Source organism: Methyloradius palustris (assembly GCF_019703875.1).
In the GTDB taxonomy this organism is placed as follows: domain Bacteria; phylum Pseudomonadota; class Gammaproteobacteria; order Burkholderiales; family Methylophilaceae; genus Methyloradius; species Methyloradius palustris.
The window spans coordinates 39501-64553 of the sequence record NZ_AP024110.1; the positions used below are offsets into that span (position 1 = coordinate 39501).

The following is a 25053-nucleotide window of genomic DNA, read 5'->3' on the forward strand; positions in this document are numbered from 1 at the left end:
GTTAACTCCAGTTACTTGGAGCTGATGCCCAATTTGTGTTCCAGATAATGAATACTGGTTCCGCCCGTATGAAAAGCCGCGTCATTCATCAAATCCAAATGCAAAGGCACATTGGTTTTAATGCCTTGAATCACCATCTCAGACAGGGCAATACGCATTTTTGCGATGGCTTGCTCGCGCGTATCTGCATACGAAATCAGCTTACCTATCATTGAATCGTAATGCGGTGGTACCAAGTAGTTCTGGTAAGCATGTGTATCAACGCGAATACCAGGACCACCTGGCATGTGGAACGTAGTAATGCGGCCTGGAGACGGCACAAAGTTGTACGGGTCTTCAGCATTGATACGGCATTCAATCGCGTGGCCATGATATTGAATATCACGCTGGCGGAATGCCAGTTTCTCGCCTGCAGCAATCTTGATCTGTTGTTGCACGATATCAATACCGGTAATCATCTCAGTAACAGGGTGTTCAACCTGTACCCGGGTATTCATTTCAATGAAATAGAACTCATTGTTTTCATACAAAAACTCAAAAGTGCCCGCACCGCGATAATTGATACGGCGACAAGCGTCGGCACAACGTTCACCCACTTTATCTCTCAACTTCTGGCTGATGCCAGGCGCAGGAGCTTCTTCCAGTACTTTTTGGTGACGACGCTGCATGGAACAATCACGCTCTCCCAGATAGACGGCATTGCCATGCTGGTCTGAGAGTATTTGTATCTCGATATGCCGTGGCTGCTCGAGGAATTTTTCCATATAGACCACAGGGTTGCCAAAGGCAGCCTGTGCTTCAGCTTTGGTCATATTCACTGAAGCGATCAACGCAGCTTCTGTATGCACTACACGCATACCACGACCACCACCACCGCCTGCAGCTTTAATAATGACTGGATAGCCTATCTTTTTCGCAATCATGATGATGGCTTCTGGGTCATCTGGCAGCGCACCTTCTGAGCCTGGTACGCAAGGTACGCCAGCAGCCCTCATGGCATTTTTTGCGCTGACTTTATCGCCCATCAGGCGAATAGTCTCAGCACGCGGGCCGATAAAGACAAAACCACTTTGCTCAACACGCTCAGCAAAGTCAGCATTTTCAGACAGAAAACCATAGCCTGGGTGTATCGCCTCGGCATCAGTGACTTCGGCCGCGCTGATGACAGCGGGAATATTCAGGTAGCTCTGGCTAGAAGGTGCAGGGCCTATACATACAGATTCATCAGCCAGTTTTACATATTTAGCTTCACGGTCTGCTTCAGAGTGTACAGCCACAGTTTTAATACCGAGTTCACGACAAGCGCGCTGCACTCGCAAAGCAATTTCGCCGCGGTTCGCGATTAGAATTTTTTCAAACATGATTACTTATTATCCAATTATGCTTGTTATCCGATGATGAATAATGGCTCGCCATATTCAACTGGCTGACCGTTCTCAACCAGAATTGCTTTGATCACGCCACTATGGTCAGCTTCAATTTCATTAAGCAGTTTCATGGCCTCAATAATACAAAGCGTATCGCCAGTGCTGACCGTGCTACCTATATCAATAAAAGATTTTGCATCTGGAGATGGTGAGCGGTAGAAAGTACCAACCATCGGTGATTTAACCACATGGCCTTCAATCACTGGTGGTACATCGGCCGCAGGGGCTACTGCAGCAACAGGCGCTGCAGCTGGCGCTGGCTGGTAATATGGCTGGGCATACTGCATTGCACCTTGCGCGCTAGGGATGTTGCGACTGATACGTACTTTTTCTTCACCTTCAGTGAGTTCAAGCTCTGAAATGCCAGACTCTTCAACTAGGTCGATTAATTTTTTAAGTTTGCGTAGATCCATGATTAACCTCTATTAGCGCGATGATTGCTTGCGCGGATTTGATTATTGTATTGATGGAGAATTTAACTGACTGATAGCGTAATCAAGCGCTGACAAATAGCCTTGCGTACCAAGCCCACTAATGACACCAACTGCAATATCGGTGAAGTAGGAATGATGGCGAAAAGCTTCGCGAGAATACACGTTAGATAAATGTATTTCTATAAATGGTATACGTACTGCCGCTAATGCATCACGCAAAGCTACAGAGGTATGGGTAAAAGCAGCAGGGTTGATAATCAGAAAATCAACTGGCTCTGTTGCCAGTGCCTGTACCTGATCGATTAACTCAGCTTCAGCGTTACTTTGAAAAGATTTTAGGGCAATGCCAGCACTTTTAGCTTTATCAGCGAGAAGCTTGTCAATATCAGCTAGCGTGTTTTTCCCGTAATGTTCTGGCTCACGCAAACCCAACAGATTCAGGTTGGGTCCATGCAACACCAATACAGATTTTGTGCTTTTAGCGACCATATTAGATGGTTTTTTGTAACCATAGGCTGTAATTCATGGTCGCAAGTTTGCCGCAAATAGGGGGATATTGTCCAGTGAATTGACGAAATTTAAAGAAATTAACCGTTTTTGCAGTTAATTTTTTAGAAGTTTTTGGGCTTGTTATGGTTTTGTCAGCAGTGGCACTATAGCCGCTTCGAGCATCGCTTGATCTATGCTCCCAGAAAAGCTTTTTACGATTTTACCACTAGCATCAATAATCACCGTGTAGGGTAATACACCTTGATAATTGCCCAGATTGTCGCTCATGTCTGAACCTTCCATATCCCCGGCCAATAGTGGGTAGCTGACCTTGATCTTATTGGCATATGCCGCCATTTTTTCGTGGTCTTCAACTGAAACACCTAATACTACCAAGCCGCGGGCGGCATATTTATCATATACGGCTGATAAGTCAGGCATTTCTTCGCGGCACGGTTGGCACCATGATGCCCAGAAGTTAACCACGCTGACCTTGTTTTTCCACTGGCCCAGGGCTTGTGTTTTGCCTTGTGTATCTGGCCATGCGGAGGCATATAAAGATTGTGTGGATAATAAGCTGAGGTTGGGCGCGTCATCCTTAGATATAACCAAGTAAATGGTGCCAGCTAAGAGAAGCAAAAAGCTACCAGCAATCCAATAGGGCCATTTTTTTCTAGTAAGCATGATTGAGAGCCTGGAAGCTAGTTAAGCTTGTTTAATATAGTAAGAAAAGTATCTGCGTTTTTATAACCTATTGTTTTTGCTTGTGCGATTTCTTGACCTGAAGCGTCAAAGAAAATAATGCCAGGCGGCCCAAACAGATTAAAACGCTTTAACAAAGCACTATCTTCAACGGAGTTCTGGGTCATATCTGCTTGCAACAAGACAACATTTTGTAGTGCGTTAGCCACGCGCTGATCGCTAAACGTGAACTGCTCTAATTCTTTGCAAGCCACACACCAATCAGCGTAGAAATCCAGCATCACAGTTTTACCGGCTGCACTTTTAATCGCGCTATCTAACTCAGCAATATTGCGTACTCGCTGAAAAGGTAACTTATGTCCTGCGTCAGCCGACACTCTCAAGCCAGAGAGCGGTTGCAAGGCAGATTTAGCACCAGAAGCAGCCCCTATAATCAAGGTGACGCCTAATAGCAGCATGATAATGCCTATACTTTTGCAAAATTTTCTCCAAGCACTTGCGCTTGCATCTAGCCTATTAAAAGCGCCTATATAGGTAGCGGGTACAATGAGTAATGCTGCCCATAGTAGTAATTGCAGACTGATTGGAATCACGGGCGAAATAAGCCAAATGGCCACTGCGAGCATAATCACGCCAAAGAACTGGCGAATAGTGACCATCCAGTGCCCCGTTTTTGGTAACAGGCCAGCTGATAACCCAATCAACAGTAACGGTACTCCCATGCCTATTGCCATTGAAAACAGGGCAACACCGCCCAGTAACACATCGTGTGTCTGGCTGATATAGATCAATGCGCCAGCTAATGGGGCAGCAACGCATGGGCTCACGATTAAAGCGGAGAAAGCACCCATGATAAACAGGCCGATAAAGCGTCCACCGTTGAAACGGTTGGATGTATTGAGAATGGTATTTTCAAATTTTGAAGGCAGCCTCAACTCATAAAAACCAAACATGGACAATGCCAGCAAGACAAATATGAATGCGGAAAATCCAAGTACCCAGCCATTTTGCAAAGCACTACTTAATAAATGACCCGATAAGCCAGCGCCTATGCCAGCGAGCGTGTAAGTCAGTGCCATTCCCAGCGTATAGGCGAGTGATAAGTTGAATACTCGCAAGCGGCTTGGTTTTAATGAGGCGTTTGGTGATTGCGCATCGCGTACGATCATGCCAGAGAGAATAGGGATCATCGGCAACATGCAAGGGGTGAATGATAGCAATAAACCAAAGCCAAAAAAGCCAATGGCAATTAGCCAGAGCTTGCCGCTTTTTAGTAAATCTGTTGCGTCATTATCGCTATTTGTTTCTGTTGCAGTAGGGTTATTGGCTTTTACAGATAAATTGGTAGCAATATCTGGAAGTAAAGCTACTTCGAGTGTTTTGTGGATGGGTGCATAGCACAATCCTTTTTCACTGCAACCTTGATAACTGGCGAGTAAGGAGAGCGTGCTTGGACTGCTATTTTGCGGCGTACTCTTAGAAATATTGAGATGTACCAGCGCTTCAAAATTCTTGTGGAATACATGCGATTCGCCAAAATTCGGGTCTTGTTTGATATCGCCAGGCGGTAAATCTATGCTGCTAACACTGATCGCTTTCGCGCCATCCTTGGCTGGTGCAATATCAAACTTAATGCGTTCACGGTAAATATAATGGCTAGGCGCAACCTGAAAAACTGCTCGTAAGGTCTTGCTATCTAGTGCTTCAACCGAGATTTTAAACGCTTGGTCTGGGCTAAGAATTTCGTCGTCATTGCTGCTTTGGGTAAAAAGACTGCTGACAGATGATGGTTCTGCAAGTGCGTTGCTACTGACCATTGCAGGCAACAGGCTACACAGGCATAAAAGAAGCCTAGGTAAAAAACTATGCAAGCTGGTTTTAATATGATTTTTGATAAGCAACGCTGATTTCCCCACTGGTGCTTTGATGACGCAATGTTTACGTAAACAAGTTATTCTTTAGTATTGATTCAGCATAATTACGCCTCAAGCTTGACATTGATACTGACATGAATGATTTCGGGAAGTTCGTAGGCATGCATAGACTGAATAACCGCCTCAAATGCAGTGTATCTTGCTAGCGTGGATTTAATAATCACTATTTTAGAAATGCTAAGCTGAAAAGCACATACTTGAAAAATCTGCCAAACACGCCATCTACACAACATCATCTTCGTTAGCGATGCCATGCCACTTATTTTTATATTACTCATCTTACTTGCTTTCCCCACCTTAGAGATTTTGGTCTTGATCAAACTTGGCAACCTGTATGGCAGCTGGTTGCTGCTTTACCTTGTTCTGATGGCTATTTTAGGTATCCGCCTGATTCGCGAAGAAAAGCAGGTCATGGCTGGCCGTTTTATACAGAGCATCAGCCAAGGCCGTACGCCCTTGCGCGCTATTTTTGGCACTGCCAAAAACGTGATTGCAGGCATACTGCTGATCATACCTGGAGTAATCAGTGATGCGATTGCCGTGATTTTGTTGCTGATTCCTGGCCCCAAGCCTATGCTTGGCGATCAGCCGAATACGCCAAAATATACGAATAAACGCGCTGCGAATGATGATGTGATCGAAGGTGAGTTCAGACGTGAGGATTGATTTTTAGCGTCAAAAGCTTAAAAATCGAACCTTTACCCACACCAGCTTCATAGCCATCAATTCACGAAAGAAATTCTGAATGTCCTATCAAGTCACTATCCAGCCTAGCGGCCACCAGTTTCAGGTTGCCGCGGGCGAGACCATACTGGATGCCGCTATCAATGCCAGTTTCAATCTGCCTTATGGTTGCCGCAATGGCACATGTGGTGCGTGTAAAGGGCGTGTGCTTGAAGGCAGGGTGGAGCATGAGGCACATCAATCCAGCACCTTGATTCAGGCAGAAAAAGACACAGGTTTGGCCTTGTTTTGCTGCGCGGTTCCACAAAGTGATGTGGTGATAGAGTGTCGTGAAGTAAGCACTAACAATGGCATACGTCCACGCATCATGCCGGCTCGCGTGCAAAAGATTGAAAGGCTGGCAGATGACGTAATCGCTTTGTCTCTCAAATTACCTAGCAATGAGCGCCTGCAATTCCTGGCTGGGCAATACATCGAGTTTTTGCTGAAAGATGGGCAAAGACGCGCGTTTTCACTGGCTAATGCACCGCACGATGATGAGCTGCTGGAGCTACATTTACGCCATGTACCAGGTGGGCTATTTACTGATCATGTATTCACGCAGATGCAGGAAAAAGCCATTTTGCGGCTTGAAGGCCCATTTGGCAGTTTTTATCTGCGGGAAGATAGCGATAAACCAATCATCTTTGTTGCTGGTGGCACTGGATTTGCGCCGATCAAGGGCATGATTGAGCATCTGTTGCATGTGGGTTCAAAGCGGAAAATACTGTTGTATTGGGGTGCTCGTGCACTGAAGGATTTGTATTTGCCCGTATTGCCTCAAACCTGGTTGGATGCGAACAAAAACCTGAGTTTTATTCCTGTGTTGTCAGAACCGTTAAGCACCGATGCGTGGCAGGGCAGAACGGGCTTTGTGCATCAGGCGGTGTTAGATGATCTTGGTGATTTAAGCGCTTACCAAGTCTATAGCTGTGGCGCACCTATTATGGTGGATACGGCGCGAGCAAGTTTTCAGGCTGCTGGTTTACCCGCCGATGAATTCTTCGCGGATGCCTTTACTTACGCGCATCCATCAGCCAATTAACTAATAATCCACGTCTTTTAAAAATTGAGTGCTCAGGCGGTAATGCTTATAAGCTGCTTCGGTTTCGCCGCGGCTTTCCAACAGCTTGGCTAACGCAACATGTGCAGCAGCGCTTGGCGTAACGCTAATGCTGGCTTCAAAATAGCTCTGCGCCTTACCCCACAAGCTTAGCCGTACACACATCTTGCCAAGTGACAGCAGCAAATTGGCATCGCCCTCATGTTTGAGTAACCAGAATTCTGCTTGTTCAAGTTGTTTCATGGGCTGGCTGGTAATGCAATCGCCCACCAGCGCTGCGAGTTTGGTATCCCAACCTTTGGTTAAGCTCATGCCTAATACTTCCGCAGCCTGATCTGGCGCGTTGCTTTGCAGCAATGTGGTGGCTGCGAGGTAGGCTAGGCGGTTATTCAGGCGGTCTTCTTCAGGCAGTTTCTTCCAATAGGCCAGCAGACTGGCCAAATCGCCAGAATAGCGTTTGATCAAGTGTTGATGAGCTTGTTGGCGAATCTCGCGTATTTGCCACGACTCAAGCGCATCGCGCTTTTCCAGCTGTTGCAGCAAAGTCACGACGCTATCCCAGTTGCCCAAATGCACATGGATTTTTAAGGCAAGCCGCATGGCGGGCGGATGTTTAGGCTCTATCTTTTCCAGCTTCTGCAAAGCGCTCAATGCTTCGCCATATTGGCGGTCATCCAGCAACAGCTCGGTTTGTGTGAGCAAGCGGGATAACGCATCGTCAGGTGCCAGGCGTTCAGCCTCGGCCAGATAATAATCGCGCTGGCTTTTTTGCCGGAGTTTGTGCGATGCACGCGCCGCTATCAATGCACTTATGCTGATATTTTCGCCCAGGTCTATCGCTTGCGATGCCGATTTGGCCGCTAGGTTATAACGACCTTCAACCAAGGCATGCAACCCAGTTTTGAAAGCTGCCTGGCCTTCGCGTAAGCGTTTATCTTGTTTGTAGGCTAATACAGTCGCTGGCAAACGGCGTGTGTAGTGAATCAACCGCAACAGCCCATGCAAGAATATAAAGCTGGCAATGATCAACACCAGCAAAAAGTTGAGTGACAGCTCAAGCCGATAAGGCGGCCGCACAATCAACACATAGCCTTGATTGTTTCCAGTGAGTAAAGCCAAGCCAACTGCCAGCCCCAAAATCAGCAACATCCAGAATAGCCAACGCATTATTTTGCTCCGCGTGTAGGGGTTTTAGCCGCAGCTTTGCTGTCATGCGAGTTGATATTGGTGCGTTCCAGCGATAGTTTGTATTTACTCACCAGCGCAAGGCTTGGGCTGATATCTGGTACATCCAGCACAATATTGCTGGCAGATAAAGTTTCAATAGTTGCCAAGGCGTTTTTGGTTTCAAGCTCACGTAAATCAAAATGGGCTTTCAGCCAGTGGTCAGCAGCTTCAAGGTCTTTACGATAGGTGACTTCATCATGCTGCAACAGCGCAATACGCGCAGTCAGCAGGCGCAGCTTGATGTTTTCACGCAAAAAGAAATTCTGATCTGGCGCCAATAGAGGTGGTTCGGCTCTATCAATGCGCTCTATTCGTATCATGCTTTTGAAATCCTGCCAGATTTCGTAGGTGAGTTTTTGCCAGCGGTTCTGGTTAGGTACGGCATTTTCAACAGGCATTGCGCTTTCTGGGTGCCGCTCGCTCACCAATGGTAAATGATCAACACTGTCGGCCAGACTTTCCAGTTTGAGACTCATCCCCACTACATCAATGAGTGGCATAGCCTGCAAGCGCTGTATATCTTGCGCAACGCTTTTGCGTAGTTGCGTGACTTGCAGCGAATCTAGTTGCTGCAAGCGCGAATCGGCTGTTTGCAGCGCTAAAAGTGAGAGTTTAATGTTGCCAGCCAGTTGCAACTGCTGATTGGCGATAATAAGCAGTTGTTCGACTTCTGCCAGCAAGCGTTCTTCACGATTATTCGCCAGCTCAACATACAGCGTTTCCAGCGATTCTTGCTGATCTAGCGATTCGCCCAGTTTTTCTTCCAGTATGCTGGTGCGGGCTGAAGATTCAATACTGCGCTCATCCGAATTTTTCGCTAATGCCAGGCTTTGCTGGTTGGCAGCATCAAATTTCTCAAGACGCTCTGTCAGGCCACGTTCAAGTTTGGTATAACCGTGGCGACTGCTGATCGATTGCCAAACCGTGCCCAGTAAGGCCAGAACAGCAATCACCAGCGCGGCACTGGTTAAAAAAGATACTCCGCTGCCTGTTCTGCGCTCTGCGTTCCTACGTTCTTCAAGCGTCTGGCTGGCCGACTCTTCAGAAGTAGTCAAGGCGGCATTTTGCTCATTATCAGGCGAGATTTTGTTTTCTTCAGTCATGGTCAATTCTGTGGATGAATAAGCCTGGTTTTTAATATGGAAAATACGAATATCTTGTTAATTTGCGCTCACGGCGTCGATCACACACTGCAACATGGCTTCATCACCTGGTGCATGAGCAATTGCTACCTTTAACCGCAATGTTAACGGCGCTTCAGCAATGCGTGCGTGGTTAACACATAACACTACATGCTTGATCCAGTCAGCGGCTTGATTACTGTTAATAATTAAATCCAGCAGATGGCGCATGGCCTCAGAGCTGGTGACGACTACAGCATGTAATTGTTTATTTTGCCACAGTGTTGCTAATAAATTTGTATCCATTTGTGGATTTGTGCGCTGGTAACATTCCGCCAAATCCACTTGCGCACCACGGGTTTTAAGCGTTTCTGCCAGAATCTCCCGTCCGCCTATTCCGCGAAAAATCATGATGCGCTGGTTTTTGACCGATTGCATCTCGCTTAAACCTAGCAAAGATTCACTATCGAAGCGATCTTGCGGCGTGAGCACATCTAGAGCGCCAAACTTTGCAAGTTCATTCGCAGTGACTGGACCAATCGCAGCAAATTTGAGGTTCGAGGGAATATGCCCAAAGTGCTTCAACAATCTCGGCATGCCATGCTGCACGGCATTGCTGCTGATAAATATCGCCCAGTGGTATTCGTTTAACTCACTGATTTTTTGCTCAAAAACGCCATAATCATCCAGCGTCGTAATTTCAATGAGCGGGAATAAAATCGGCGTTCCGCCATTTTCAGTGATCAGTTTGCTCAGCTTTGTCGCCTGACTAGCTGGGCGGGTGATGGCAATACCAAGCTTATTTAGTACCAGTTCACGCATTACTTGGGGTGGGGCTCATCAAGTGCCGCAAGAATTTTGTCTGCGCCTTGTGCAATCAGCTTGGAAGCTAGCGCTTTACCCAATGCTTCTGGTTCGTTAGCCGTTCCACTAACGGTTTCACGCAATACTTGACGGCCATCAATGCTGGCTACAAAGCCAGTCATTTGTAGCGTGTCGCCTTCACGCACTGCATAAGCACCCAGAGGTACAGTGCAACTTCCAGAAAGTGCACGACTCATGCCACGTTCAGCTTCTACACAAGAGGCTGTTGCAGGGTGATTAAGTGGCGCCAGAATAGGCAACAAATCAAGGCGGTCAGCACGAATCTCAATCCCAAGCGCACCCTGGCCAACGGCGGGGATGCTATGTTCGGCAGATATATACTGCGCAATACGTGATGCCAGCCCCAAGCGTATGAGCCCAGCCGCCGCAAGGATAATGGCGGCATATTGGCCTTCATCCAGCTTGCGCAACCGGGTTTGCAAGTTGCCGCGTAGCGACTCAATTTTTAAATCAGGGAAGCGTGCCTGCAACTGGCTTTGGCGACGCAGACTAGAAGTGCCGACAATACTGCCTGCTGGCAAATCATCTAGCGCTGAATAATCGTTTGAAACAAACGCATCTCGCGCATCTTCACGCTCGCCAATGGCCGCCAGGGCAAAACCCTCGGGCAAATGCATTGGCATATCTTTCATCGAGTGTACGGCCAAGTCAGCACGACCATCTTCCAGCGCCTGTTCTAGCTCTTTAATAAACAGGCCTTTGCCACCAATGCGCGCCAGTGGCGTATCCAGTATCTGGTCACCCGTGGTGGTCATGCCAAGAATTTCTATAGTGCTATTGGGGTACAAAGCCTGCAAACGGCTCTGGATATGTTTTGCCTGCCACATGGCAAGCGCACTTTCACGGGAAGCGATAACGAGTTTGGTTGGGGTGGTCATGAAAAGCTTGGGAGATAAGTCATTAGTGACTTAATTTTAACACAGCAAGGAATGGCGAAACCCTTACTAGGTGACAGTCGGGCTGTTAATTTCCTAGCTCTTTTAGTACATGCATTTGCCGCCTACTAACAGCTACCGTTTCAGTTAGGTTTTTAAGCAATGCTACCCAGCGTTGTTCGCCTTCAATGGTGCGTTTTTCGTAGCCGAGAATGGCATCTTTTGCCACAAGGCAATTGCGGTGTAGGCGTAAAAATTGTTCGCTAAATTCTTGCTCCAGGCTGGTAAGAGAATCTTCAATCAAGAACTCGCGGTCGCGGGTGCGTAGCGTGGTGTATTTGAGTTCGGCGCGCATGTAGATCACATCAGCTACTGGCACTAGCAGCACGCGGCCACGTTCATGTACGCTGAAGAAATTGCGTTTGGGTTGCAGTGGTTTGATGGCAGTAAGCTGGGCAGGTAATAACGCACGTGCCTTGTTTATTGCGGTTTGCAGGCGCTCAACGCGGATGGGTTTGAGCAGGTAATCCACGGCATTCATATCAAACGCTTGCAAGGCGTAAGCATCAAATGCGGTAGTGAAAATAATGGCAGGTGGCGGGCTGACTTTTTGTAAGTGTTCGGCGGCTTCTATGCCGTCCATCTGCGGCATGCGGATGTCTAGCAAGACAATATCGACTGGCGTTTCAGCGACTAGCTCCAATACTTCTTTGCCATTCTTGGCCTCACCGATGATATTGAGGTTGGCAATATCGCCCAGCAACTCACGCAGGCGATTGCGCGCAGGGGCTTCGTCATCTGCGATCAAAATTCTTACAGTGTCGGATTGATTCATCACAAGAGGTTCTTTTTGTAGGGGATGACGATATGCACTTCATAATGCTGCCCTTGTGAATTCTGGCCTAGCACCTGACTGGTGAGCACGGCCTCGGCATCAAAATGCAACGATAGGCGTTCTTTAATGTTACTCAATGCCATTTTGTTACCGTTGTGTGGGCTGGTCTGTTTACTGAATGGGTTGCTCAATATCAGGTGTACTTCATCGCGATGGGTGTAAATCTTGATGGTGATTTCACCGCCTGCGGGCATGGGCTCGATACCGTGATATACCGCGTTTTCAAGCAAAGGTTGTAATACCAAAGGCGGTATCAATGCGTCTGGGGGCATGCTGTCGATTTGCCAGATGATAGTCAGGCGTTCGTCTAATCGTAATTTCTCTAATGATAGATACTGGCGACTTAAAGATATTTCATCAGCCAGCGGCACCAGATCGCGGTTATCAGCCATCAACACGCGGAACAAATCTGCCATGTCTTCCAATGCCGTTTCAGCCCGGGCAGGCTGGCCGCGGATGAGTGACAGCACCGCATTAATACTATTGAACAAAAAGTGTGGGCGAATACGTGCCTGTAAGGCTTGCAGACGGGCTTCCGCAATGGCTGGTGTGAGCGCCCGTTGACGTAGATTCAGGTAGTAAAGCACAAGGCCAGACATCGCCGCCGCCAGTATCCATGCGCGTACCAGCGATGGCATGGCGTCCACCCCTAGAATCAGGCTGCCGATGAAATGTACGCCGCTGGTGGCCATAATGCTCAGGAGTAAAACGAACGCGGTTGACCACCGATAACTCAATTTCAACAGGTAAGGGTAAATCACATAAAGCAGTAATATGGTCAGCAGCACGATAGGCTGCAATAAGGCCAATACCTGTGTGAATTTAGTGAGTACGTCACTCAGATGATCCGCTTCAAAAATGGCGCCGAACAAAGCCAGCAGATTCATGATCACGATAATGCGCAGGCAAATCCCCAGGTTACGAAAATCAGGTAGTTTGACCGAAAGGCGGTTAGACGGGGTTTGCAGCGATGTCAGGCTATCTGGCAATAATGCACCGGCAGCAATCGTAGTTTCAGCGACCGTTTCATCAGTAACGGGCGTTAAATCGCCTTCTGCATCAGCAGCCTGCGCATTAGAAAAGCCCGTGTTTTGCTTTATACTTGCCATATCACCTTATTATTCTTAAGCCTATAAAAGCATGCAACAAAAATCCAAAGACAATACCCAGCAAAACAAGGCCTGGTCTGGCCGCTTTAACGAACCAGTGGCCGAGCTGGTCAAACGCTACACTGCATCGGTAGGCTTTGATCAACGCCTCGCCGAGTTCGATATTCAGGGCTCGCTAGCCCACGCCCGCATGCTGGGTGCGCAAGGCATCATTAGTGTAGAGGATGTTGCGGCGATTGAGCATGGTTTGGGCGAAATTCTGCAAGAAATTCAAAGCGGTGCCTTCGAGTGGCTGCTCGATCTGGAAGACGTGCACCTCAATATCGAAAAGCGCCTGACCGATAAAATCGGCGATGCAGGCAAGCGCTTGCACACAGGCCGTTCACGTAATGATCAGGTTGCTACCGATGTACGCCTCTGGTTGCGCAGTGTGACGGATGACGTGATTGCCGGTATCCGCAAGCTACAATTGTCGATAGTTGATCTGGCAGAAGAGCACGCCGATACCATCATGCCGGGTTTTACCCATTTGCAAGTCGCGCAGCCAGTCACGTTTGGCCATCACCTGCTCGCCTATTTTGAAATGCTGCAACGCGATGCTGCACGATTTGCGGATGCCCGTAAGCGTATCAACCGTTTGCCGCTAGGCGCCGCTGCGCTGGCTGGCACTAGCTACCCAATCAACCGTGAAATGGTCGCGAAAGAACTCGGCTTTGACGGCGTATGCGAAAACTCGCTCGATGCGGTTTCAGATCGCGATTTTGCCATTGAATTCACCGCGGCCGCCGCGCTGGTGATGACGCATCTTTCACGATTTTCTGAAGAACTGATTTTGTGGTCCAGCCCACGCTTTGCCTTTATTGATATTGCCGACCGTTTCTGCACGGGGTCATCCATCATGCCGCAGAAAAAGAATCCAGATGTGCCCGAGCTGGTGCGTGGTAAAACAGGTCGCGTGAATGGCCACTTGGTGGCGCTGCTTACCTTGATGAAAGGCCAGCCACTAGCCTATAACAAAGATAATCAGGAAGACAAAGAGCCACTGTTTGATACCGCAGACACGATTCTGGTGACGCTGGAAATCTATGCCGACATGTTGCGGGGTATTAAAGTGAATAAAACCAATATGCGCCAAGCCGCGCTGGAAGGCTTTGCCACCGCGACTGATCTGGCCGATTACCTAGTGAAAAAAGGTACGCCGTTCCGTGATGCACATGAGGCTGTGGCCTTGGCAGTGAAGCATGCCGTGGGTAAGGGTTGTGATCTGGCGGATTTATCGCTGGAAGAATTGCGTCAGTTCAGCGCCAAGATTGATGATGATATTTATGGGGTATTGACGCTGGAAGGGTCGATTGCGAGTAGGAATCATATTGGGGGGACGGCGCCGGAGCAGGTTAGGGCGGCGGTTGGAAGGGCTAGAAAGTCTTTAGTTTAGAAGTTCTCTGATTTATTAGTCATCCCTTTTCGCCTGAAGGCGAGTTTCTTTCTTTTGCTCAGCCAAAAGAAAGAAACCAAAGAAAAAGCTGCCCCACTACCGCTTATTCCCTGTGCTGCTCGTCCTTATGGGCGGCTTGCGCAACTCGCCCTAACAAGCCACACAACCCGTGGCTTGTCGCGGAACTCAAACAGTGCGCGCCGAAAACTCCCATGACGACTGCGCTGCTCGGCGCGGTAGAGGGGGAATGAAGGTCAACTTCAAAAGCCAATCCACCTTGAGTTCGTCATTCTCGCGAAAGCGGGAATCCATTTAAGTATTGTTGGGTGGCATACATATTTCTTGAAAAATACGATGCCCTGGGAACCGCATGGATATTGGCTCTCAGGGCATCTCTTTTTAGCGCAATTAAATAGCTCTAATCAACCAAAAACATCTGCAGTAACTCATTCAAAAAGCGTTGGCCGAGCATGGTGGGGGCGATTTGGGTGGGGGTTCTGACAATCAGGCCTTTGCTTTCTGCGGCTTTCAGGGCGGGTTCAATGCTCAACAATGGTTTGCCTGTGGTGGCGCTGAATTGGTCTACGTGAAAGCCGTCGGTGAGTCTTAGCGCGTTCATCATGAATTCAAAGCCGAGGTCGTCGCTGGTGAGTGTGCGTTCGGTATCGATGTGGGTGTTTTCCGCCACCCCTTTGAGGTAGGCGTTGGGGTGCTTGGTGCGCGATTGACGCAGGATATGGTCGTGAAAGCTGAGTTTGCTGTGCGCGCCAGCGCCTATGCCGAGGTAGTCGCCAAATAGCCAGTAGTTAAGGTTATGGCGACTGCGTTTGCCTTTTTTGGCAAAGGCCGAGGTTTCGTAATGTTCGTACCCGTTATTTGCTAGCAGGTCTTCAATCGCCTCTTGCATCTCGGCGCTGGCATCATCATCCGGCAGTGGCGGCGGGCTGTGATGAAAGGCCGTGTTCGGCTCAAGTGTCAGGTGATAGGCGGAGATATGCGTGGGCTTTAGGCCGATGGCGGTTTCGATATCCGTCAGCGCCTGTTGCAGGGTTTGCTCGGGCAATGCGTACATCAAATCTAGGTTCACGTTGCCGAATATCTCAATGGCATGCGCGGCGGCATTCCGTGCTTCGGTGGCGTCATGAATGCGCCCCAAAGCCTTTAAATGCTGCTCATTAAAGCTTTGTATGCCTAAAGATAAGCGATTGACACCTGCTGCCTTGAAGCCTGCAAAGCGTTCTGCTTCAAATGTGCCAGGGTTGGCTTCCAGCGTGATTTCGGCATCGTATTCCAACTGCACCAGCGCACGGACGGCGCTTAAAATGCGGTCTATCGCTTCTGCTGAGAACAGGCTGGGCGTGCCGCCGCCAAAGAAGATGCTACGGACTTTTCTGCCCCAGATATTAGGCACGGCTTGTTCAAGATCGGCGATCAGCGCTTTGACATAAGCATCTTCAGGAATCTCGCCCTTGCCGCGCGTGGTGGGCGATTCGTGCGAATTGAAATCGCAATACGGGCATTTGCGCACGCACCAGGGGATGTGGATATAAAGACTAAGTGGTGGCGGGTTGCGCAGGCCAGTGAGGGTTGGCCCGCCAAGTATAGGCGCTGCACTCGCCAGCGAGGCGAGGCTACTTGCTGGTGTGATCGGTATGACGGTTTTGATAGGGGTTCACCAGTTCATCTACAAGTTTGTGCAGGGCTTCGCGCATCTGTTCTTCGCCAACTTCCATCAGAAGGCCGTCTTCAAGCGCGTCTTGGGCGATTTGCTTGATTTCGTCAAAGTTCTCGGTCATTACTTTGACTTTTTCCGTGCACGACACCACGGTACCGTCGTCGCGTAGCCATTTCGGCCAGTTGTTTTCAGATTTTGTCATGGGTTGATTTTCAGCAATTTTAATTCGGTTCAAAATGAGCAAGCTTTTGCAGTAGCTTGCTCATGGCGTGGCCGCGGTGACTGATTCTGTTCTTGATTTCGGGCGGCAGTTCAGCTGCGGATTTTCCTGTTTTATCATCAAGAAATAATGGATCGTAACCAAAGCCGCCTGTGCCCTGCAGCGTTTCCAGAATCTCACCCGGCCAGATGCCTTCCGCGATCAACGGTTGCGGGTCGTCGGCGTGCAGCACCAGCACAATCACGCAGTAATAATGAGCTTGACGGTTAGTTTTGCCATTTAGTTCTTGCAGCAGTTTTTCGTTATTGCGCACGTCAGATTTTGGTTCGCCAGCATATCGCGCAGAGTGCACGCCGGGTGCGCCTTGCAGGGCATCAACACAAATGCCGGAATCATCAGCCAGTGCAGGCAAGCCGGTCAGGCGGCTGGCGTGGCGTGCCTTGGCTAGCGCGTTTTCAATAAAGGTCACAAAGGGTTCTTCTGCCTCGGGCACGTTAAAGTGCGATTGCGGCAATACCTCGATATTGAGCGGCTCAAGCAGCTTTTGTAACTCATTCAACTTGCCTTTGTTACCGCTGGCGATGACCAGTTTTTTAAATAATTGCGGCATGTTCAGCTAGATAATGCTGCTTTTTGTTTCTGGATCAGTTCGCTAATGCCACTTTGCGCTAAATCCAGCATCTGGTTCATGGCTTCACGCGAAAACGGGTCACCTTCTGCAGTGCCCTGGATTTCAACAAAGCCGCCGCTGCCAGTCATGACTACGTTCATGTCGGTATCGCAATCGGAGTCTTCAATGTAATCCAGATCCAGTACCGGCGTGCCTTTGTAGGTGCCGACTGAGATGGCAGCTACAGCGTCTTTAAGAGGTGATTCTTTAATCAGGCCTTTTTCCAGTAGCAGGCTAACAGCATCATGCAGCGCAACATAAGCGCCAGTGATGCTGGCGGTACGCGTGCCGCCATCGGCCTGGATCACGTCACAGTCAATCTGGATGCTGCGCTCGCCAAGTTTTTCCAGATCGATAATGGCGCGCAGGCTGCGGCCAATCAAGCGCTGGATTTCCTGTGTGCGGCCAGATTGCTTACCCTTGGCAGCCTCCCTGTCCATGCGGCTGCCAGTGGAGCGGGGCAGCATGCCGTATTCCGCCGTTACCCAGCCCTGGTTTTTGCCACGCAAAAAGCCTGGTACTTTTTCATCCACGCTGGCTGTGCATAGCACATGCGTATCGCCATATTTCACCAGCACAGAACCCTCGGCGTGCTTGGTGTAATGGCGGATGATCTCAACCGTGCGTAATTGATTGGGGGTGCGATTGCTTGGGCGCATGGACTTATCCTGAATGCTGGGCAGCGAATTAAAAGAAGCCTAATTATAAGCCAAGCAGGATTTCTAATCAGCAGCCTATTTATTAGGGTGCGATTTAGTTAGGGCTGGGTTTCTTGCCTTTGTTGATGGCGGCCTGGATTTCAGCAATCGCGCTTTCAATATCATCATCTGAAAACGCTGGCGCTGGCTCGCCTTGCGATAGTTGGATCGTGGATTCCAGGCCAGCAGCAGGGTCCATCATAATCGTAGTAGTAGAGCCCAGCGGCATGGTAGCGGTTGAAACGGCATGCTTGTTGTTTTGCTTGCCCTCACCCCATTGCAGGGCAATCGCGCTCATGTTGTCGCCATCTTTACCTGCGCTGGTTTCAGCCGCATCCAGTAATTTAGGCACAGTTTGATTGACGTAACCACTAAGTAATATCTGCGTGATTTTCTCATCTGGTAGCGCGCCCCACACACCGTCTGTGCAAAGCATCAGCGTATCGCCATCCCACAATTCATGTTTATGGGTAAGCTCGATTTCGGGTGCTTTATTGCCGCCGATGCAGTTATAGATTTTGTTGCGCTCAGGATGCGTGCGCATACTTTTTTCATCAAGCTGCCCCTGCCGCCGTAGTTTTTCAACGATGGAATGATCTTCTGTTTTATGCAGGATTTGTTTCTCGCGGAAATGGTACAAGCGGGAGTCCCCCACATGCGCCGCGTAGAGATATTCATGCTGCACAATGACGGCCACGATAGTGGTGCGCGGCCCTTCCAGAAGCTCTTTGGCAATACGCACACTCTCAATGCGCTCATGGATGCGCATAATTTGCGCATGCAAAAAGTCACTTGGGTTGCGCAGTTTTTCATTCGACGATTGCTGGAATGCCTCAGTCAACATCTTCACCGCCATGTGTGCCGCGATTTCACCGTGTCTATGTCCGCCCATGCCATCAGCCAATACCAGCAGAATGGCATCTTTGGTATAGGCGTAAGCTAATCGATCTTGGTTATACGGGCGTGGGCCTTGGCGGCTACCCTGAAAAACGGAGAATTTCATCGTATTATTTTTGTATTAAATTCTTAAAGTGACTTATTCAGGATGGTAACAAGTTTATTCAATAAATTTGGTTTTTGCTCTTCCAGCGAAGCAAAATCATCTAGCAACGCTTTTTGCAGCGCATAGACGCTTTGTGGTCTTGCGAGCGGGTCTAGCTCCATGCAGGAGTCGATAATTGCCAGCAGGTTTTGCGAATAAATACCCTTGCCCACTTTTTTTGCAGGTACATACGCATCTTTTTTGACGCGCACATCGGCTGAGATTGGTGCGCCACGCACCAGACAGGCATACATGCTCGCGCCTACACTATAAATATCGCTCCACGGGCCAAGATTCTTGCGTTCAAAATATTGCTCTGGTGAAGCAAAGCCTGGTGTATAGCTCGGCGGCAGGGTGGATACTATGTCGGTCAGCGTTTGCCGCGCCGAGCCAAAATCAAGCAATACAGGTGTGCCATCCAGGCGGATATAGATGTTGGAAGGTTTGATATCAAGGTGCAGCAATTTCTGTGTGTGCACCTCACGCAAGCCATTTAATAGCTCGCTGAACACCCTGCGCACAAAACTTTCACTTAGCGGAGTGCTGCGGTTCAGTATGTATTCCTGCAACGATTTACCGCGCTCATACTGCATGACCATATATACGGTATCGTTGGCGCGGAAGAAGTTGATCACGCGCACGATATTTTTGTGGTCAATATTGGCCAACGCTCGGCCTTCTTCAAAAAAACATTTCATGCCGTGCCGGAAATTGTTTGAAGACTCTTCTGAATTTACGCGCACATTGGTGCCTTCGGCGCGCAATGCCAATGAAATAGGCAGATATTCTTTGATGGCTACCGCGACCTTGTCTTCATCGTGTGCGATATAGACGAAACTAAAGCCACCATAGCTCAAAACTTTACGAATTTCGTAGCCTTGAAGCTTGTGTCCTATCGGGAGTGCCTGATTATGTGCCGCTGCTGCTTGCATGTGGAGTCACTAAATTAATGCAATTGTTTTTACGAAATAACGCGTTTTTCACGTATTGACCATGACATTTTTAATCGTCAGGCCAGCTATTTTGGCATGGATTACGCTGGATTTGATACCATAAGCCTGAATTAGCAAGCAATAAACGTGCGATACCGCTTGAATCACCTACGCACCAAGAACGGAACAAACATCATGATTTATAGCATGACAGGGTTTTCAGCGCTGGAATCCGACACCCCGCATGGCATGCTCCTCATCGAATTAAGGTCAGTGAACCATCGCTATCTGGAGTTGCAATTAAAGCTGGACGACAGCCTACGTAGTTTTGAAGGCTTAGCCCGAGAGCTTATTACTGCAAAATTAGGCCGCGGCAAAGTTGAATGCCGTATGAGCCTGATTGCATCACGCAACAGCAATAAAAAACAGGAAATTAACGCCGAGGTTTTGCAGCAACTCGCTGACCTCACTAAAGCTGTGCACGGCCATTTCCCCGAAAGCCAGCCATTAAGTGTGGCCGATATATTGCGCTGGCCAGGCGTATTGGCGATGGATGGTGCTTCGGCTGACAGTGCCGATAGTGAAGCGTTGGCAGATGCCATTCGTAGCAATCTAAATAAGGTATTAGATGACTTGGTCGTCGCGCGCAGCCGAGAAGGCGAAAAGCTTAAAACACTGATACTGGAACGATTGGCAGAAGCCGAAATATTGGTCAAACAGGTAAAACCGCTACTACCAATGCAGACCAAGGCTTATCAGGACAGACTGACCAGTAAATTACAAGAAGCCGTTAAAACTGTGGATGAAGACCGTATTCGCCAAGAGCTAGTGATTTTTGCCCAGCGCGTGGATGTAGATGAGGAACTCACCCGACTCACTGCGCACCTTGATGAAGTAAAGCGTATTCTTAACGACGATAATGCCGCTGGAAAACGACTGGATTTTCTTATGCAGGAGCTGAACCGCGAAGCCAACACCTTGGGTTCCAAGTCAGTCTCCACCGAGGTTTCACAAGTATCAATGGCACTCAAGGTGTTGATAGAGCAAATGCGTGAACAGATACAAAATATTGAGTAATTAAAGGCGTAAAATTCCAACATGCTAGGCAATCTTTTTATTATCACCGCTGCTTCCGGCGCAGGTAAAACCAGCCTGGTTCGAGAGCTGCTGGCCGCAGATCAGCAAATCAAGCTCTCAGTTTCATACACCACGCGCAAACCCAGGCCGGGCGAAGTGGATGGCGAGCATTACCATTTTGTGGATGAAGCGGTATTTCTTCGCATGCTGGGTGAGGCCGAATTTCTAGAAAGTGCACATGTCCACAGTGCACGCTACGGTACTTCGCAAAAGCGCGTTGAAGCTGTATTGCAGCAGGGCGATGACTTGATTCTTGAAATCGACTGGCAAGGCGCAGAACAAGTACGCAGGATTTACCCGCAAGCCATCAGTATTTTCATCCTGCCGCCCTCAATAGAAGCGCTTGAGAAGCGCTTACATGGCCGCGGACAAGATAGTAATGAGGTGATTGCAAAGCGCCTTGCTGCCGCGCGCGATGAGATGAGCCATGTGGTGGAGTTTGACTATGTTACAATTAACGACATATTTGAACTGGCGCTTGAAGACTTACGCGCCATCATCCGTACGCAGCGGCTCAAGCGTGATAAGCAGTTGCGGCGGCATGAAACACTGATCAATACACTTTTATAAAATATTGTGTCTGTTTTTCAAGCTTGGCCTCTCAAGCCTGAATTAGCACATATCTCTGGAGAAACTCATGGCTCGTATTACTGTTGATGATTGCTTAGAAAAAATCCCAAATCGTTTCCAACTTACTTTGGTTGCTGCTTATCGTTCACGCCAGTTAGCGAATGGTTCAGAGCCGCTGGTGAATACCCACGGCCATAAAGACAAGCCTACCGTCATGGCTTTGCGTGAAATCGCAGCGGGCAAAGTTGGGCTTGAAGTCCTGAATCGTGGGCACGCCTAGTTGTTTGCCTAAGTCATTAAAGACATGTTCGGCCTTGGTGCGCCGAACATGTGCTTTTCTTGTTTCACCAGTTATAAACCCTTCAGTATTCCCTTCAAGCTTTAATCTCAAAGCTTGCAACTATCCGATTCAATACACAGTCCCTATTAGTTCATTAGCCACGTTCGCGGCTACTTTTAAATAGAGTCATCGTGATGGCAAAATCTGCGGTAAAACGCCAGCAAGAACCTTCAAAACCAACTGTCGCGCCTTTGTTGCCTGCCGATAGCGAAGAGTCGCAACTAACGATACTGCTCAGGCAATACCTCAAATTTGAAGATATTGCGCAAGTATGGGAAGCCTATCGCTTCAGCGCCAAAGCGCATGAAGGTCAAACCCGTAAAAGTGGTGAGCCTTACATTACCCACCCAGTTTCTGTGGCTTGTGTATTGGCAGGCTTGCATCTTGATGTGCCAACCCTAATAGCAGCGCTGTTGCACGATGTGGTTGAAGATACTGGCGTCACCAAGCAACAAGTCGCAGACCAGTTTGGCAAGCAAGTCGCCGAGCTGGTAGACGGCCTATCCAAGCTCGATAAAATCGAATTCCAAAGTGCTACCCAGGCGCAGGCGGAGAATTTCCGCAAGATGCTGTTGGCGATGTCGCAAGATGTGCGCGTGATACTTGTCAAGCTGGCAGATCGTTTGCACAACATGCAGACGCTAGAGGTGATGGCGCCCGAGAAACGCCGCAGAATCGCGCGCGAAACGCTGGACATTTACGCGCCAATTGCCAACCGTCTTGGCCTTAACTCTATTTACCAGGAGCTTGAAGATTTAAGCTTTAAATATCTCTACCCTATGCGCTTCAGGGTGATTTCCAAGGCGATTCTGGCCGCACGCGGTAATCGCAAGGAAGTGGTCGGCAAGATACTCGATGCGCTAAAACTGCGCTTAAAAGAGATGAATGTTGAGGCTGATATCACCGGCCGTGAAAAACATTTGTATAGCATCTACAAAAAGATGACGGGCAAAACCGTGACGTTTTCACAGATTTACGACATCTACGGCTTTCGCGTGATTGTGAAAGATTTGCCTACCTGCTATTTAGCGCTAGGCATATTGCACGGGCTTTACAAGCCGATTCCTGGTAAATTCAAAGACTATATTGCGATTCCCAAAGCCAATGGCTACCAGTCGCTGCATACTACTTTATTCGGTCCATTCGGTACGCCGATCGAGGTGCAGATCAGAAGTGGTGAAATGCATAATATTGCCGATGCAGGTGTTGCAGCCCATTGGTTGTATAAGACTACAGATGCCCATTTGACGGCCTTGCAGCAGCAAACGCATCAATGGCTGCAACGTTTGCTGGACATTCAGAGCGAGAGTGCCGATTCACTCGAATTCCTTGAGCATTTCAAGGTGGATCTGTTCCCTGACGAAGTCTATGTATTTACGCCTAAAGGCAAGATCATGGCGCTGCCAAAAGGTGCAACGGCAGTGGATTTCGCCTATGCCGTGCACACGGACATCGGTAACCGTTGCGTGGCTGTCAAGATCAATCAGGAACTCGCGCCGCTCAGAACCGAGCTGCATAACGGCGATCATCTGGAAATCATCACGGCGGCACATGCGCACCCTAATCCTGCGTGGCTCAATTACGTAGTGTCTGGCAAAGCGCGTGCGCACATTCGTCACTTCCTGAAATCCATGCAATCTACCGAGTCTGCGCATCTTGGTGAACGTATGCTAAATCAGGCACTGCGTGCCTTGCATGCCGACCCAGCAGCGATTCATGATGCGCAATGGCAAAAACTGTTGCGTGATTATGGCGCTAAAAATAAAGAGGAAATCCTTACAGATATCGGGTTGGGCAAGCGCCTGAATGTAATGGTCGCACACCAACTTCTGGCGGTGACCGATGAGCAAGTTGAAGGGCCGATCAGGCAATCAAACAAACCATTAGGTTCTATCACTATTCGTGGATCTGAGGGTATGGCAGTACAGTTTGCGCAATGTTGCCGCCCGATTCCTGGTGACCCGATTCTTGGTTTTATCAATAAAGATAAAGGCCTCATCATTCACACACATGATTGCCAAGCCATCCGTAAATTCCGCGTGGATCCTGAAAAATGGTTGGATGTGGAGTGGGATCCGGACACCAAAAAGCTATTCAAGGTGAATCTCAAACTGGCTGCGGCCAACCAACGCGGTATGTTGGCCAAGATTGCCGCAGGTATTGCCGATGCGGGCTCGAATATTGATAATGTCAGCATGGAGTCGGATGACACTTCATACACCACCATGAATTTCACGGTGCAGGTTGAAAATCGTGCGCATTTGGCTGACTTGATGCGCAGGCTACGCAAGATACCCGATGTAGTGCGCATCAACCGCGTGAAGGGCGCTGGGCAAGAACAAAAAATACAATAATCTGGCAGCAAATGACTGCCAGCTAATTTGAGAGGAGAAGTACATGGGTGAATATTTCAATGCAGGGCAGCGTCAGTTACAGGATGAATTTGATACGCGGCGTTTAGCCGATAGGCTACAGGGCGGCATTATCCAGCCCATTATCAACGAGCTGGATGCTGAATTTATTGAAGCACAGAACATGTTTTTTCTAGCGACTGTAGATGACCAGGGCCACGCTAATTGTTCATATAAAGGTGGCAGCAAGGGCTTGGTAAAAGTGGTAGATGAGACCACGCTGGCTTTCCCGATCTATGATGGCAATGGCATGTTCATGTCCGCAGGCAATGTGCTGGTGAACGGCGAAGTTGGCTTGCTATTTATTGATTTCGAGCGTCAAGCCAGGGTGCGTGTAAACGGTGTTGCAAGCATTACGCTAGAAGACCCGTTGCTCTCAAACTGGCCAGAAACAAAGTTGGTTGTACGGGTAAAAGTGCGCGAGACGTTCCCGAACTGTCCCCGTTACATCCATAAAATGGAATTCGTGGAAGAGTCAGGTTTTGTGCCTAAAGCGCAGTGCGAAACTCCAGCCGCTCCTTGGAAAAAACTGGAAATCGTCGCGGATGTTTTACCTGCTTATGATGAGCACTTGGCAAGTAATGAGCAGGATGTATTAGCGGCAATCAACCGCAAATAGTGTTTCACTGAATAACTTAACGTAGGAAAGTAGATGGCAAAAGAAATCATCCGCACCGAAGGTGCACCACAAGCAATCGGTACTTATTCACAAGCAGTGAAAGTTGGCGATACCGTCTATCTATCAGGCCAGATCGGCCTTGACCCAGCAACCATGCAGATGGTGGATGGCATTGAAGCGCAGGTCCATCGTGTATTTACTAACCTCAAAGCAGTCGCAGAAGCGGCTGGTGGTTCGTTGAATGATGTGGTGAAACTCAATGTGTTTCTTACGGATTTATCGCACTTTGCGCTGGTGAACACCATCATGGCTGAGTATTTCTCAACGCCTTATCCAGCCCGTGCAGCGGTTGGTGTGGCTTCGTTACCACGCAATGCGCTGGTTGAAGCCGATGGCGTGCTGGTTGTATAAATCGAAACT

General features: G+C 48.7%; 27 protein-coding genes. 9 read left to right on the forward strand and 18 right to left on the reverse strand.

All coding sequences use genetic code 11. From position 1 onward, the window contains the following. Window positions 1-11: 11 nt before the first annotated feature. The 6 genes from accC to cutA all read right to left on the reverse strand — a co-directional run bounded on the left by accC (window position 12) and on the right by cutA (window position 5264). Window positions 12-1361: an acetyl-CoA carboxylase biotin carboxylase subunit gene (gene accC, locus ZMTM_RS00160; protein WP_221764355.1), complete on the reverse strand. Its 1350-nt coding sequence runs from the start codon at window positions 1359-1361 to the stop codon at window positions 12-14. A gap of 26 nt (window positions 1362-1387) precedes the next feature. Continuing rightward, window positions 1388-1840, reverse strand: coding sequence for an acetyl-CoA carboxylase biotin carboxyl carrier protein (gene accB / locus ZMTM_RS00165; protein WP_221764356.1), 453 nt, complete (start codon window positions 1838-1840; stop codon window positions 1388-1390). Window positions 1841-1882: 42 nt separating this feature from the next. Beyond that, window positions 1883-2350 carry a type II 3-dehydroquinate dehydratase gene (aroQ, locus tag ZMTM_RS00170; protein WP_221764357.1) on the reverse strand — a complete coding sequence of 156 codons (468 nt, stop codon included), beginning with the start codon at window positions 2348-2350 and terminating at the stop codon, window positions 1883-1885. Between the two features lie 141 nt (window positions 2351-2491). Further along, window positions 2492-3034 carry a TlpA family protein disulfide reductase gene (locus ZMTM_RS00175; RefSeq protein ID WP_221764358.1) on the reverse strand — a complete coding sequence of 181 codons (543 nt, stop codon included), beginning with the start codon at window positions 3032-3034 and terminating at the stop codon, window positions 2492-2494. 17 nt (window positions 3035-3051) lie between these two features. Continuing rightward, on the reverse strand, window positions 3052-4869 hold the full coding sequence (gene dsbD / locus ZMTM_RS00180; protein ID WP_221764359.1) for a protein-disulfide reductase DsbD: 1818 nt from the start codon (window positions 4867-4869) through the stop codon (window positions 3052-3054). A gap of 161 nt (window positions 4870-5030) precedes the next feature. Continuing rightward, the gene (cutA, locus tag ZMTM_RS13565) at window positions 5031-5264 is read right to left on the reverse strand and encodes a divalent cation tolerance protein CutA (RefSeq protein WP_404804673.1); all 234 of its coding nucleotides are present in this window, start codon (window positions 5262-5264) and stop codon (window positions 5031-5033) included. On the opposite strand from cutA, the gene ZMTM_RS00190 reads away from it, so the two are divergent. Continuing rightward, on the forward strand, window positions 5239-5652 hold the full coding sequence (locus ZMTM_RS00190) for an FxsA family protein (protein ID WP_221764361.1): 414 nt from the start codon (window positions 5239-5241) through the stop codon (window positions 5650-5652). The genes cutA and ZMTM_RS00190 overlap by 26 nt on opposite strands. A 79-nt stretch (window positions 5653-5731) precedes the next feature. Further along, on the forward strand, window positions 5732-6754 hold the full coding sequence (locus ZMTM_RS00195) for a CDP-6-deoxy-delta-3,4-glucoseen reductase (RefSeq protein WP_221764362.1): 1023 nt from the start codon (window positions 5732-5734) through the stop codon (window positions 6752-6754). On the opposite strand, the gene ZMTM_RS00200 is transcribed toward ZMTM_RS00195, so the two are convergent. The 6 genes from ZMTM_RS00200 to ZMTM_RS00225 all read right to left on the reverse strand — a co-directional run bounded on the left by ZMTM_RS00200 (window position 6755) and on the right by ZMTM_RS00225 (window position 12884). Further along, complete coding sequence (locus ZMTM_RS00200) at window positions 6755-7939, reverse strand: heme biosynthesis protein HemY (protein ID WP_221764363.1); 1185 nt, start codon at window positions 7937-7939, stop codon at window positions 6755-6757. Then, complete coding sequence (locus ZMTM_RS00205) at window positions 7939-9102, reverse strand: uroporphyrinogen-III C-methyltransferase (RefSeq protein ID WP_221764364.1); 1164 nt, start codon at window positions 9100-9102, stop codon at window positions 7939-7941. The genes ZMTM_RS00200 and ZMTM_RS00205 overlap by 1 nt, the downstream gene beginning before the upstream one ends. A gap of 57 nt (window positions 9103-9159) precedes the next feature. Beyond that, the gene (locus ZMTM_RS00210) at window positions 9160-9942 is read right to left on the reverse strand and encodes a uroporphyrinogen-III synthase (RefSeq protein WP_221764365.1); all 783 of its coding nucleotides are present in this window, start codon (window positions 9940-9942) and stop codon (window positions 9160-9162) included. Continuing rightward, entirely contained in the window at window positions 9942-10883 is a 942-nt protein-coding gene (gene hemC / locus ZMTM_RS00215) for a hydroxymethylbilane synthase (protein ID WP_221764366.1), read from the reverse strand. Before hemC ends, ZMTM_RS00210 begins: the two co-directional genes overlap by 1 nt. Before the next feature lie 85 nt (window positions 10884-10968). After that, window positions 10969-11715, reverse strand: coding sequence for a LytR/AlgR family response regulator transcription factor (locus ZMTM_RS00220; protein ID WP_221764367.1), 747 nt, complete (start codon window positions 11713-11715; stop codon window positions 10969-10971). Beyond that, window positions 11715-12884, reverse strand: coding sequence for a sensor histidine kinase (locus ZMTM_RS00225; RefSeq protein WP_221764368.1), 1170 nt, complete (start codon window positions 12882-12884; stop codon window positions 11715-11717). The genes ZMTM_RS00220 and ZMTM_RS00225 overlap by 1 nt, the downstream gene beginning before the upstream one ends. A 31-nt stretch (window positions 12885-12915) precedes the next feature. On the opposite strand from ZMTM_RS00225, the gene argH reads away from it, so the two are divergent. Further along, window positions 12916-14319: an argininosuccinate lyase gene (gene argH, locus ZMTM_RS00230; RefSeq protein WP_221764369.1), complete on the forward strand. Its 1404-nt coding sequence runs from the start codon at window positions 12916-12918 to the stop codon at window positions 14317-14319. A 418-nt stretch (window positions 14320-14737) separates the two neighbouring features. Here argH and hemW read toward each other — a convergent pair whose 3' ends face one another. From hemW to ZMTM_RS00260, 6 genes are all read right to left on the reverse strand, one after another. After that, window positions 14738-15985: a radical SAM family heme chaperone HemW gene (gene hemW / locus ZMTM_RS00235; RefSeq protein WP_221765507.1), complete on the reverse strand. Its 1248-nt coding sequence runs from the start codon at window positions 15983-15985 to the stop codon at window positions 14738-14740. Beyond that, window positions 15951-16196 (reverse strand): hypothetical protein, encoded by a 246-nt coding sequence (locus ZMTM_RS00240; protein ID WP_221764370.1) that lies wholly within the window; start codon window positions 16194-16196, stop codon window positions 15951-15953. Before ZMTM_RS00240 ends, hemW begins: the two co-directional genes overlap by 35 nt. A 19-nt stretch (window positions 16197-16215) precedes the next feature. After that, complete coding sequence (gene rdgB, locus ZMTM_RS00245; protein ID WP_221764371.1) at window positions 16216-16824, reverse strand: RdgB/HAM1 family non-canonical purine NTP pyrophosphatase; 609 nt, start codon at window positions 16822-16824, stop codon at window positions 16216-16218. Between the two features lie 2 nt (window positions 16825-16826). Then, window positions 16827-17543, reverse strand: a complete 717-nt coding sequence (gene rph, locus ZMTM_RS00250) for a ribonuclease PH (RefSeq protein ID WP_221764372.1) — start codon at window positions 17541-17543, stop codon at window positions 16827-16829. A 94-nt stretch (window positions 17544-17637) separates the two neighbouring features. After that, complete coding sequence (locus ZMTM_RS00255; protein ID WP_221764373.1) at window positions 17638-18585, reverse strand: PP2C family protein-serine/threonine phosphatase; 948 nt, start codon at window positions 18583-18585, stop codon at window positions 17638-17640. A 23-nt stretch (window positions 18586-18608) separates the two neighbouring features. Further along, window positions 18609-19556 (reverse strand): serine/threonine protein kinase, encoded by a 948-nt coding sequence (locus ZMTM_RS00260; protein ID WP_221764374.1) that lies wholly within the window; start codon window positions 19554-19556, stop codon window positions 18609-18611. Window positions 19557-19751: 195 nt separating this feature from the next. On the opposite strand from ZMTM_RS00260, the gene ZMTM_RS00265 reads away from it, so the two are divergent. From ZMTM_RS00265 to ZMTM_RS00290, 6 genes are all read left to right on the forward strand, one after another. Next, complete coding sequence (locus ZMTM_RS00265) at window positions 19752-20633, forward strand: YicC/YloC family endoribonuclease (protein WP_221764375.1); 882 nt, start codon at window positions 19752-19754, stop codon at window positions 20631-20633. A 21-nt stretch (window positions 20634-20654) separates the two neighbouring features. Next, complete coding sequence (gmk, locus tag ZMTM_RS00270) at window positions 20655-21263, forward strand: guanylate kinase (protein ID WP_221764376.1); 609 nt, start codon at window positions 20655-20657, stop codon at window positions 21261-21263. A 67-nt stretch (window positions 21264-21330) separates the two neighbouring features. Next, a complete protein-coding gene (gene rpoZ / locus ZMTM_RS00275) occupies window positions 21331-21543 on the forward strand; it encodes a DNA-directed RNA polymerase subunit omega (RefSeq protein ID WP_221764377.1) in 213 nt (70 codons plus the stop codon). A gap of 194 nt (window positions 21544-21737) precedes the next feature. Next, window positions 21738-23957, forward strand: coding sequence for a RelA/SpoT family protein (locus ZMTM_RS00280; protein WP_221765508.1), 2220 nt, complete (start codon window positions 21738-21740; stop codon window positions 23955-23957). Between the two features lie 43 nt (window positions 23958-24000). Continuing rightward, window positions 24001-24633 (forward strand): pyridoxamine 5'-phosphate oxidase family protein, encoded by a 633-nt coding sequence (locus ZMTM_RS00285; RefSeq protein WP_221764378.1) that lies wholly within the window; start codon window positions 24001-24003, stop codon window positions 24631-24633. A gap of 33 nt (window positions 24634-24666) precedes the next feature. Then, on the forward strand, window positions 24667-25044 hold the full coding sequence (locus tag ZMTM_RS00290) for a RidA family protein (RefSeq protein ID WP_221764379.1): 378 nt from the start codon (window positions 24667-24669) through the stop codon (window positions 25042-25044). Window positions 25045-25053 lie beyond the last annotated feature (9 nt).